The sequence below is a fragment of the Dyella sp. NPDC103356 genome, from assembly GCF_055584465.1.
On sequence record NZ_JBVJLZ010000023.1, the window covers coordinates 1 to 10,963 of the forward strand.

The 10,963-nt window shown below is 61.7% G+C and carries 10 protein-coding genes; all 10 read left to right on the plus strand.

All coding sequences use genetic code 11. The features are described 5' to 3' along the window. Nucleotides 1-78 precede the first annotated feature (78 nt). Complete coding sequence (locus ACZ6WW_RS23390; RefSeq protein WP_465276314.1) at nt 79-534, plus strand: hypothetical protein; 456 nt, start codon at nt 79-81, stop codon at nt 532-534. Further along, on the plus strand, nt 534-953 hold the full coding sequence (locus tag ACZ6WW_RS23395) for a hypothetical protein (RefSeq protein ID WP_465276315.1): 420 nt from the start codon (nt 534-536) through the stop codon (nt 951-953). Before ACZ6WW_RS23390 ends, ACZ6WW_RS23395 begins: the two co-directional genes overlap by 1 nt. 206 nt (nt 954-1,159) lie before the next feature. Further along, complete coding sequence (locus ACZ6WW_RS23400; protein ID WP_465276316.1) at nt 1,160-4,819, plus strand: phage tail tape measure protein; 3,660 nt, start codon at nt 1,160-1,162, stop codon at nt 4,817-4,819. Beyond that, on the plus strand, nt 4,819-5,202 hold the full coding sequence (locus ACZ6WW_RS23405; protein WP_465276317.1) for a hypothetical protein: 384 nt from the start codon (nt 4,819-4,821) through the stop codon (nt 5,200-5,202). Before ACZ6WW_RS23400 ends, ACZ6WW_RS23405 begins: the two co-directional genes overlap by 1 nt. Further along, on the plus strand, nt 5,202-5,738 hold the full coding sequence (locus ACZ6WW_RS23410) for a DUF1833 family protein (protein WP_465276318.1): 537 nt from the start codon (nt 5,202-5,204) through the stop codon (nt 5,736-5,738). Before ACZ6WW_RS23405 ends, ACZ6WW_RS23410 begins: the two co-directional genes overlap by 1 nt. Beyond that, nucleotides 5,735-6,124 carry a hypothetical protein gene (locus ACZ6WW_RS23415; protein WP_465276319.1) on the plus strand — a complete coding sequence of 130 codons (390 nt, stop codon included), beginning with the start codon at nt 5,735-5,737 and terminating at the stop codon, nt 6,122-6,124. Before ACZ6WW_RS23410 ends, ACZ6WW_RS23415 begins: the two co-directional genes overlap by 4 nt. Before the next feature lie 39 nt (nt 6,125-6,163). Continuing rightward, complete coding sequence (locus ACZ6WW_RS23420; protein ID WP_465276320.1) at nt 6,164-6,481, plus strand: hypothetical protein; 318 nt, start codon at nt 6,164-6,166, stop codon at nt 6,479-6,481. A gap of 66 nt (nt 6,482-6,547) precedes the next feature. Next, nucleotides 6,548-10,222: a host specificity factor TipJ family phage tail protein gene (locus ACZ6WW_RS23425; RefSeq protein ID WP_465276321.1), complete on the plus strand. Its 3,675-nt coding sequence runs from the start codon at nt 6,548-6,550 to the stop codon at nt 10,220-10,222. Next, nucleotides 10,222-10,506 carry a hypothetical protein gene (locus ACZ6WW_RS23430; RefSeq protein WP_465276322.1) on the plus strand — a complete coding sequence of 95 codons (285 nt, stop codon included), beginning with the start codon at nt 10,222-10,224 and terminating at the stop codon, nt 10,504-10,506. Before ACZ6WW_RS23425 ends, ACZ6WW_RS23430 begins: the two co-directional genes overlap by 1 nt. After that, a partial coding sequence (locus ACZ6WW_RS23435) for a hypothetical protein (protein ID WP_465276323.1) occupies nt 10,503-10,963 on the plus strand: 461 nt, incomplete at its 3' end. The genes ACZ6WW_RS23430 and ACZ6WW_RS23435, both read left to right, overlap by 4 nt.

Genomic DNA, 10,963 nt, shown 5'->3' on the forward strand with positions numbered 1-10,963 from the left:
CGCAACCGCGGGACCTCAGCCGCTTCGGCGGCACCTTCTAAGCCACCTCCGGGTGGCTTTTTCTTTTTGGAGACCACCATGGCCAATAAAGCCAAAAGTACCCAGCTACGTAAGCTGGAGGTGAGCACCGCGGGCGGCAGCGGCGGTACCTGGACGAAGATCGGCCAGCTGTCGGACACGCCGTTTTCGACCGGATCCGCTCAGTTCCTGGACGCCACCAATTACGACTCCACCGAAAAGGAATACATCGGTGGCCTCGACGACATCCAGGACATGACGATCAAGTTCCAGCGCGTCATCGATGACGCCGGCCAGAACATGGCCCGCGATGCGTGCTTCACGCGTCCGCGCCCGACGCTGTTCTTTCGCGGTACCACCGGCCAGGGTGAAGTGTTCACCTTCGAGAGCGAAGTCGGCGGCTGGTCGCTACCCGACGGTGCCAACGCTGTCGAAACCGCGCAGGTTACCGTCCGTCCGCGCAACATCGTATGGACGGGCCCGGCGGTCGGCGCTAGCAGTGGGAGCGGCGCGTAATGACGAAGCTACTCACGAAAGACCAGATCCTCGGCGCTGATCGCAAGAAGAATGTCGACGTCACGGTCAAGGAATGGGGCGGCGACGTGCGTTTGCAGGAACTGTCGGCCAGCGAACGCGATGCCTGGGAAGGCGAGCAGTTCACCCTGGATGATGAGGGTAAGGCGAAGTTCAATCCGAAGCACACGCGCGCCCGATTGATCGTGCGTTGCCTGGTGGACGAAGACGGCCGTCGTTTGTTCACGGATGACGAAGTTGCCGCTGTCGGGAGCTTGTCGGCGTCGACGATCCAGAAGCTATTCGCCAAAGCCAGCAAGCTCAACGCGATCAGCAAGGACGACATCAAGGAGCTGGAGGGAAACTCCGCGGCCGCCCCGGGCGACGGCAGCTCTTCGACCTCTGCGAGCGCTTCGGCGTAGCCCATCCGTCGATCTTGCTCCGGCAGCTCACCTCGCGCGAGCTGTCGGAGCTGATCGCGTACTGCAACTTGCATCCTGTTTCGCCCGGGCTCGAACGGATGCTCGCAAGGCTCACGCACATGACTGCCACCGGTGGCCACGTCACCGCCAACGGTGACCCACTCGAATTCGGCGACTTCGTCATCAACACCCTTTAGGACGCAACCGTGCCAACTGTCTCCCAGATCCGGGCCGACTTGATCGGCTCGTCGGCTGTCTTTCGCTCGGAAATGGTGGCGGCTGCACGCCAGTCGAATGATTCGCTGGCGCAGATCCGGCAGCAGGTGTCGACTACTGCGACCACCATTAAGCAGTTGAATGCAGCTGCTGCCGGTTTTGTGGGCTTCGAGTCGGTCAAGACCGGCGTGCAGTCGCTCATCGATGCGCAGCGTGCTGTCCAGCAGATCCATTTCTCGCTTGTCGCCGCCACGGGCGACAGCCTCAGCGCCGGCACGGCGTATGCCCAGATCGCCGAGGAGGCGAACAAGCTGGGCCTCGACCTGAAAACCGCCGAGCTCGGCTTCTCGCAGATGTCGGCGGCGGCCAGTGCGAACGGCATTTCGATGTCGCAGCAGCTGGCGCTGTTCGATGGTCTCGCCCGATCGGCCACGGTCCTGCACCTCAGTTCCGACCAGACCGGCAGCGCGATCCTTGCGCTGTCGCAGATCTTCGGTAAGGGCAAAATCCAGGCGCAGGAGTTGCAGCTGCAGCTTGGCCAGGCCATCCCCGGTGTCGTGCCGCGCTTCCAGCAGGCCGTCATGCAGATGACCCAAGGCACGAACCTCGCCGGCAAGTCGTTCCAGCAGTTGCTGGAAGGTGGCGACCTGACGGTGCAGCGCTTCCTGCCAGCACTGATCCAGGCGTTGCAGCAGACCGGCAAGGGCGCCGACGATGCAGCCACCGGCATCAACGCGTCGCTCAATCGCCTGTCGACGGCTTGGTTCAAGCTGAAAGCCGATCTGTCGGGCGGACTGTTCGATCAGGCGGCCGAGGCCAGCATCAGCGCGATGGCTGCCAACCTGTCTAACCTGGCGGGCTTGGCAGGCGTCGCTGGCGGTTTGGCGGCTGCACGTCTGGTCGGTACCGGCGTGGGCGGCGCGGCCAGCGCTGGCACGGCGCTTGTCAGCCAGCAGGCTCAGGCGCGCGCCGCAGCCGTCGAGGCTGCCAACCTTGCCGATGCACAGGCCGCAGAGGCCGCGACGCAGCTCAAGGCGACTGAGGCTGCGCTGGACGGCGTTGTGGCCGTACGGCAGCAGGCATTGGCTGCACGCGACGCGGCCCAGGCCTCTATCGTCAAAGCAGAGGCCGAGGATGCCGCCGCACAGGCCACGCTCGCGCACGTCCGCAATGCGGCGACCCTGTCGGCGAACATTCGTGCTGAGGCCGTGGCCACGGCGCAGGCCGAGGCAGCCCTGACGGCTTACAACAAAGCTCAGGTGCAATACGACGGCGCGGTGGCAGCGTCGGCCACCTTGAAGCAACAGCAGATCGCGCTGGAAATGCGCCTGATCGAAGCGCGTGCTGCCGGTACCGGCGCCGCCGAGGCGCAGGCCGTTGCGGAACGTGAACTTGCCGCTACCAGCGCGCTCGGCTTGCTCGGCCGCGGCGCAGCCAGTTTGGGCAGTTTTGCGTTGAGCCTGGTCGGCGGGCCATGGGGTGCGGCTATCGCCGCCATTGGTGCCGTCGCCTATGCGGTCTACTCGTACAACCAGCGTGCCGAAGAATTTCAGAAGGAAACTGGCGAGCAGGTGAAGTCGCTCGACGCGCTGATCGAACGCGTCCAGAAGGCCACGACCGAGTACGGCAAGCTCAGCTCGGCCATGGGTATCAAGGCCACCATCGATTTCACCGATACGTCGGGCGCGCAGGTGCAACAGCAGCAGGCTGCGCTGGCGAACCTGCGTGCACAGGAACAGCACCTGATCGCGCAGATCAGTGCCCGCGACAGCACCACCAGCAACGGCGGCAACGCCGCAGCCGATGCCTTCGATCAGCGGCAGCTCGATCTGGTGCAGGCCCGCATCCAGGCGCTGGCGCCGAAGGTTCAAGAACTCACCACGGCGCAGGATCAACTGAACCAGAAGTTCGGTGACACCGCCCAGGCGATCTGGGGCAAGGCCGCGCCGGCGTTGAATGACTTCCTCACCGAAGCCGACAAGCTCGGCGCGCCTGGCGTGCGCGAGTGGACCTACAAGATGACGGTCATCGCCAATGCAGCGCAGATCGATACGGCGACGCAGACGGTCAAGGACGCGATTGCCAAGTTCCAACAGGACGCCACGAAGCTAAGCCAGCAGGCCGCCACGGACGGCATGAACAACGTCCAGAAGCAGCAGTACGCGCTGGCGCAGGCCATGAAATCGGCACGCGTTCCTGGTGTGGGCGATGACGCCACCGGTGCGCTCTCTGCAGCAGCAGCCACCGCGATCCAGGCCGCTTCCCAGAAGGATGCGGCCGACGCTGCCAAGAAAGCAGCGCAGCAGGCGATCGAGGCAGCCAAGCAGCAAAAGGAGGCGTACGACAACGTCGTCACCTCGATCAAAGACCGTATCGCTCAGGACACCGAGGCTGCGGCCAGCGACGACAAGCTGACCACAGCGGAGAAACTGCGCGTCACGGTGCTCAACGACATCGCCACCGGACACCTGAAACTCAGCTCGACGCAAAAGGACTACGTTAAAAGCCTCCTCGATGAGGCCGTTGCTCAGGGCGATGCGGCGAAGGCTGCCCAGGAGCATCAGAAGCAGCTCGAAGCGATGGCGGTCGTGCAGGACAACATTGCTCGGCTGATGAAGCAGCAGGGCGATGCGAACAGCGATTCGCTGGCCGGCCTCAGCCGCGGCAGCCAATACACCCAGGACGCTGCAGGCCTGCGCGCGATCCAGCGCCAGTACGACGACTTGCAGGCCCAGGCCGGTAAGCAGCTGGCCGAGCACAAGATCACGCCGCAGACGTACGACCAGGAGGTCAGCGACTACAAGCAGGCTCTGGACCAGGAGCTTGCCGCGCAGAAGGCGTTCTATGCCGAGCGCGATGCCATGCAGTCGGATTGGACCGTCGGTGCGCAGCGCGCGCTGGACAACTACCAGCGTTCCGCACAGGACGTGGCCAGCCAGACAGAGCAGGCATTCAACGATGCCTTCTCGGGGCTGTCCGATGCACTGGTGCAGTTCGCCCAGACTGGCAAACTGAGTTTCACCTCGCTGGCCAACTCGATCATCGCTGACTTGGCGCGCATGGAGGTCAAGGCGGCGACGAGTGGTTTGTTCCAGCTGCTAGGCAACTTCATCGGTAGCTATTTTGGCAACAGCGGCGTCGGCACCGACAGCAACGTTCTGGGTGGTGATACTTATACCGGCACAGGCTCACTCAGCACGTCGTTCGGCAGCTCCGATTGGAGCAGCATGTTCGGTGGAGGTCGTGCGACCGGTGGCCCGACCACGGCAGGCACCATCTACGAGGTTGCCGAGGGCGGTAAGCCCGAGCTGTATCGCGCAGGCGCACGAACCTATTTGCTTAGTGGCAGCGATGGCTATGTGCAGCCAGCTGCGCAGGCAGGTGCGGGCGGCGCTGCACCGACTACGTCCGCATCGCAGACGATCGCTGCCGATGGCGGTAGCATGACATTGAACATCTACACCAGCGGCGACGGCAGCGGCCAGAAGGCAACAGCGCAGCAGAGTAAGGACAGCCAGGGCAATCCACAGATCGACATATTTGTCGGGATGATCGAGCAGAAGATGGCCGGCAATGTTGCCCAAGGCAAGGGACCGCTGGTCAAGGCGTTCACTGGTCGATTTGGGCTCAATAATGGAGTGAATGTGTAATGGCAGATCCCGTATGGCCGGCGGATCTGCCGGCGATCCTTGTCGGATCGGACTACAACTACAAGGGTGTCGATCCGTTTTCGCGGACCAACATGGATGGCGGCCTGGCGAGGCAGCGCCGCCGGTTCCTGACGACGCCGAAGAATATCGCTGCAACGTGGCTATTCACCACCGCACAGCTCGCGATCTTCGAAACATTCTGGGAGCAGGAAATCGGCGAGGGGAGCATGTGGTTTGTCGTTCCGCTATACAACGGCCGCGGCAAGTTTTCCGTGCGAGCTCGATTCACGGAGTCATATCAGAACAACGGTGTTTCGGGTGCCACTGACAAATTCAGTGTTCAAGGCAAGCTGGAAAGCCTGGCACTACGGATGACTCCGTAATGGCCGGTTATAGTCAAGCGCTGAAAGAAGCGTATGCCAGTGCTCCTGCCGATCAGATCATCTTCGATACCTTGGAGCTGATTCACCCCGCTTTCGTCGATGAAAACGGCAATCCTATGCCTGCGCGGCTCGTTCTCGGCTATGACGATATCAGCGCCACGCTCGAAGCGGACGCGCCGATGAATCCCGGCGAGACCGTACTTTTCACAGCCATAGCGTTCGACGTAAAGCTTCCTGGCTTTGCCGAGGGCGATGTGCCGCAACTGATTCTCACGCTGGATAACGTGGGCCGGGAAATCATGGGCCCGCTCGAGCAGGCAGCGGCCGATCCGAAGGTAATCCAGGTCATCTATAGACCCTATCTGCTGTCGGACCTATCCGAGCCGCAAATGGATCCGCCGATCGACATGTACGTGTCGGACATCGATGCTGACGTGTTCCAGATTCAGATCACCTGCACGCTCGATGACGTGAACAACTGGTCGTTCCCGCATCGGTTCTATCTGCCACAGACCTTCCCTGGGCTTATTCGATGACACCGGAACAAGTCAACAGCCTCGTCGGCAAGCGTTACGAGCTCGGCGCCGATGGTCCGGATACCTACGATTGCCGTGGGCTTCTGCTGCATTGCCAGCGCGCGTATTTCGGCCACGCGCTGCCCGATCTGCCGTTCGGTCAGGACATGCGTCAGCTGTTCGCTGACAAGCTGGAATCGGGCATTTGGGAACAGGTCGAGCGTCCCGTCCACGGCGACGGGGTCATCCTGCGTGGCGGTGACCATCCGCACGTCGGCGTCTGGCTGACCTGCGACGGCGCAGGTGTCCTACATGCCCTCGAAGGCATCGGCGTGATCTGGACACGCGAGCACAAGCTGCGCCTGATGGGCTTTTCGCGGCGTCGGTACATCCGGTTTAACGATTGAGATAACCTTCGGGCTTTCAATGGGAGGGGGAATGGAATTATGCGTAAGGAATGGTTATTGCTGGCAATCGCCATGTTGGCGGCCTGTACAGATCACGCGCAACCAGCCAAGGATGCAGTATTAAAAGAGCTGAGGGACCCAAGTTCGGCGCAGTGGCGAGACATCACATATTTCATCTCTGGAAAAAACATTGATGTCTGTGGATATGTAAACGCAAAGAATGGTTTTGGCGGTTACACCGGTTTTAGGCGTTTTCGATATACCGGCGCAGGAGTCGAATGGGAAGAGGCCAGCCCTGGAATGAATAACTTTAAGTTCGATACCTGTCCAAAGGATCAGGTATTCCACTTTGACTGATAGATAAAAGTTTTCGCTCAGATCAACCCCGCTCCGGCGGGGTTTTTTATTGCCCAAAGGAAAGTCATGCAGTCGACGATCGTTGAAATCACGAACTGGGCTCGTCCGCATGTCGGTCGCCGTATCCATGGCGTCAAAGGCCGTTCGCGCATCGATACGCAGTTGCGCAAGCAAGGTTTGATCATTGGCCGTGGTCGCCGCATGCGCCGCACAAAGCCGTTTGTCGTTACAACCAATGGCAAGGATTTCTTGCTGGCGGCCGACTGGAAGCGTTGCCTAAAGGATGGCGAGGTCCTGATCGTGATCGCCCAGCCTCCGGCTGGTGGCGGTGGCGGATCGCGCATCCTGGCGGTGTTGGCCATCGTCGCGCTGTCGATCATCACGGCTGGCGCGGCAGCCGTATTGGCGACAGGTCTGGCCACCGTCGGCGCGGCAACTGCCACAACACTTGGAGCTGTCGTTTACGGCGTTACTGCCGCTGCCGTGACCATGGTCGGCAACGCGTTGCTCAACGCGATCATGCCGCCGCCAAAGCCCCCTGCTGGCCAGAACCGAGGCGACAGCAGTCCCAACTACAGCATCGGCGCTCAGGGGAATACCGCTCGCCTGATGGAATCCATGCCGGTGCTATACGGCCGGTTCCGTTCCATCCCCGATTTCGCCGCGCAGCCCTACACCGACTATCGCGGTAACGACCAATACCTGTACCAGCTATTCGTCGTCACTCAGGGCTCGATGCAGATAGAGCAGATCCGTCTCGGTGAGACCGACATCACGTCTTTCGACGATGTGCAGTACGAGGTGATCCAGCCGGGCGGCCAGGTCACGCTATTTCCCGACAACGTCGTCAGCTCGCAGGACGTCACCGGCATCCAGCTTCAATACCCGGCTGATGGAGGTAGTTGGAGCGGGCCGTTCGTCGCCTGCCCGCCGGAGACGCAAACCAACCTGATTGTGCTGGATATGGCATGGCCTGGTGGCTTGTATCGCTATGACGCCAACGGCAAGAAACAGACGGCCAACAGCCCGTGGCAGGCGCAGGCCCAACTGATCGATGACGAAGGCAACACGCTCGGCGACTGGTTCGACATCGTCAATGAAAGCAAGTGGTCGGATGTCGAGAAGGCGATCTTCACCTCGTACAACTGCTCGGTGCCAGCGGGCCGCTACCAGGTGCGCGTGCGCGCCAATGCGCCGCAGCAGCAGGATGGCCAGATCGTCAACCAGATCAGTTGGCAGGGCATGAAGGCTTTCCTGCCGAGCCAGCTGACCTATGGCGACTGCACGATGATCGCGATGGTGCTCAAGGCCGGCGAGCAGATCAGTGGCGCCAACTCGCGGCAATTGAACATCATCGGCACGCGCGTCCTCCCTGTCTGGAACGGTGCCGCCTGGACCAATCAGGCTACGCGTAATCCGGCCTGGGCCATCGCTGACGCCTTCCGCAATACGACCTATGGTCGCGGGTGGGCTGATAAGCGCCTCAACCTGCAGGGCTTGCTGGCGCACGCCCAGACGTGGGACGAGCGTGGCGACACCTACGACGGCATCTTCGACACAAAGGTCACGCTTTGGGATGCGGTGACGCAGATCGCCCGCGTGGGCCGAGCGATGCCGATGTATTACGCCGGCGTAGTGGAGCTGATCCGCGACGAACCGCGAGCCGTCGCGACATTACTGGTTACCCCCGACCAGATCCTGTCCAACTCGCTCAAAATCAGCTACTCGGTCCCGACGTTCGATACCTCGGACTTCGTCCAGGTCGAATACACCAACACGAACACCTGGCAGCCGCAGACCGTCGATTGCGCGCTGACAGGTAGCCAGAAGCTCAACCCGAAGTCGATCCAGCTCACCGGCTGCACCTCGCGCGACCAGGCGTTCCGCGAGGGCATGTACATGTCTGCTTGCAACCGCGATCAACGCAAATTCGTCACGTGGCAAATGGAACTTGATGGTCTGATCCCGCAATACGGTGATCGCATCGATGTCAGCCACGACATGCCGCAATGGGGCATCTCGGGCCGAATCGCCAGCTACGACCCGGAAACCATGATTCTGGAAACCAGCCAGGAGCTGGCCTGGTTCGAAGGCCAGCAGCATTTCGTCGGCCTACGCGCGCTGGATGGCTCCGGCCAAGGTCCATACAAGGTCGTGCAGGGCGCCGATCTGACCCATATGGTGCTCACGGATCTCACCGATGAGCAGAAGGCCGCATTGTTCATCTCGGATGGCAGTTCCGCCGAGCCAACGGCGTTCCAGTTCGGACCAGGAAGTCAGCAGTCGCAATCCGTTCTGATGCTTAGCTGCACGCCACAGGGCAGTAACGCCTATGAGCTGAAGGCAGTGAATTACGCACCAAGTGTGTACATCGCCGAGACCGACAGTGCCGTCCCGTCGCCCGGCTCGCCGTCGCTGCTGACGCCTGTCACCGGCGCTCCGGATGTCGGTAGCGTGGGTGTCAATCAGAACCCCGGCACGCAGACGGTGCACCTGTTCGTGGCTCCGGTGGCTGGTGCTTCCGCCTATGAGTTCCAGGTGTCGTTCGATGGTGGAGTGACCTGGCGCTCGGTGGGTATCAGTGCGACCAACACGATTGATGCAGTGATCCCGGCTGGCGCATGGATCGTGCGTGCCCGGGCGATCGGCACCGCCGGCATTCCTGGTAGCTGGAACCAGAATCCGGTGACGGTCGACGGCAAGCCGTGGCCGCTTGGCGCGCTGCAGTCGCTGACGGCCAACTCGCGCATGTTCGGCATCCAGCTGTTGTGGGCATTCCCGACCGGCTTCGGTGTGCTGGACGCGGCCGGTACCGAGATCCGTTACGGCGTGACGAATGACCTCAACGCTTCGCAGCTCTACGGCACGCCGGCATACCCGAACAACATCGAGACGATCCAGGGCGACATGAAGGCTGGCGACGCCTTCTACTTTTGGGCTCGGCTGGTCAGCAAGACCAATAACGACCCTGGCCCATGGATCGGGCCGGTGCTTGGCCAGGCGACGTCCGATGCGGATCCGATCCTGAGCTACCTGACGGACCAGATCGGCCTGACGCAGCTCGCGCAGAACGTGAAGTTGCCGATCCAGCTGGCCACGCCCGATATGGCCGGCGACGCTGACGAATACGCCGGCGACGGTATCAACTTCGCAGGCAGCTGGACGCTGCTGTCGTTTATCCAGGATGGCGACAGCGCCACGGCTTCGCGCGTCGACCTGATCCAGGCGACCGTGGGCGACATGTCGGCGGCCGTGCAGGTCAGCTCGCAAGCCGCTGCCGATGCCAGCGGGAAGCTATCAGCCAACTACTTCATTCAGACGCAGATAGCGGCCAACGGTCAGCGCTATGCGGCCTCGATCGGACTTGGCGTCGATGCCTCGGGTGGCACGGTCACATCCGAGATCCTGCTCGGCGCGACGACGCTCGCGATCTTCGATCCGAACGACCCGGCCTCGATCGCGCAATTCCCGTTCATCGTCACCGGCGGGCAGGTGTTCATCAAGTCGGCCTTCATTGCCGATGGCACGATCACGAACGCCAAGATCGGCGCGACGATCCAGTCAGTGTCCACCAACTCGTCGGCCATACCCAGCTGGATCATCAACAAGGGAAGCGTGTCGCAAGGCGGCTACATGCAGTTCGCTAATGACGCCATGACGAACACGATCGACGGCAATGGCATGCGCATGAAGAACCTGGCCAATGGCGTCCTTGTCGTCGAACTCGGGCAGCTCAGCTAATGACTATCGGTTTGCGCGTTCGCCGGCAGGATACCGGCGACGTGCTGCTGGACACGTCTACCTCTATGACGCGGATCCTCGGCACGGTACTCACCACCGCAAACACCGCCGGCGCGCTCACACACCCCGGCTTCGCGACGGGCCTGCCGTTCGCCGTAGTCAACCCAACCACGGAAATCACGCCTCTCGACACTTACCCATCGGCAAGCATCGACAGCAATGGGGTGCTGTCCTGGACGGCGGCAACGATCGTCGTGCTGATCATCTACGGGGTTCGCTCATGACCATTGGAGCGCGATTCCGCAACGGTCCTAACTCGGTGCAGGTGGGGTCGGATTATCCGAACCATGCGCTCCTGGCCACGGGCACCTATAGCCTAAACGCCGGCGCCGATACGACGATCAATGTGGTTGCCACCGCGCCAATCCTGGCCATCACCGGGACATGGCCGATCTCGGTCATCCAGACGACCAAGTCGGGGAATAACTGGTCGTTCGACATCTTCTGCCAGAGCCAGCCGGCGGCGGGCAAGTGGTACATCTTCGATGTCGTGCAAGCCGGGTCGCTGAAATTCCCATTTGGCTATGGGTTGATCATCCGCAACCCTGACACGGGCGCGGTGACCTATCGCAGCGACCTGAAATATCTGCGCGTACAGAGCGTTCGGACCTTCGTGCCAATGCCTACGCCCATCAGGTTATCGGCGCCAACGGTTGAGACGTTGCCGCAGGCCGGCCTGGC

What these genes read in the sequence shown, in the direction of transcription:
- ACZ6WW_RS23430 (WP_465276322.1), top strand. Translation starts at nt 10,222, where the DNA reads ATGACTATCGGTTTGCGCGTTCGCCGGCAGGATACCGGCGACGTGCTG.
- ACZ6WW_RS23390 (WP_465276314.1), top strand. Translation starts at nt 79, where the DNA reads ATGGCCAATAAAGCCAAAAGTACCCAGCTACGTAAGCTGGAGGTGAGC.
- ACZ6WW_RS23395 (WP_465276315.1), top strand. Translation starts at nt 534, where the DNA reads ATGACGAAGCTACTCACGAAAGACCAGATCCTCGGCGCTGATCGCAAG.
- ACZ6WW_RS23405 (WP_465276317.1), top strand. Translation starts at nt 4,819, where the DNA reads ATGGCAGATCCCGTATGGCCGGCGGATCTGCCGGCGATCCTTGTCGGA.
- ACZ6WW_RS23420 (WP_465276320.1), top strand. Translation starts at nt 6,164, where the DNA reads ATGCGTAAGGAATGGTTATTGCTGGCAATCGCCATGTTGGCGGCCTGT.
- ACZ6WW_RS23425 (WP_465276321.1), top strand. Translation starts at nt 6,548, where the DNA reads ATGCAGTCGACGATCGTTGAAATCACGAACTGGGCTCGTCCGCATGTC.
- ACZ6WW_RS23410 (WP_465276318.1), top strand. Translation starts at nt 5,202, where the DNA reads ATGGCCGGTTATAGTCAAGCGCTGAAAGAAGCGTATGCCAGTGCTCCT.
- ACZ6WW_RS23415 (WP_465276319.1), top strand. Translation starts at nt 5,735, where the DNA reads ATGACACCGGAACAAGTCAACAGCCTCGTCGGCAAGCGTTACGAGCTC.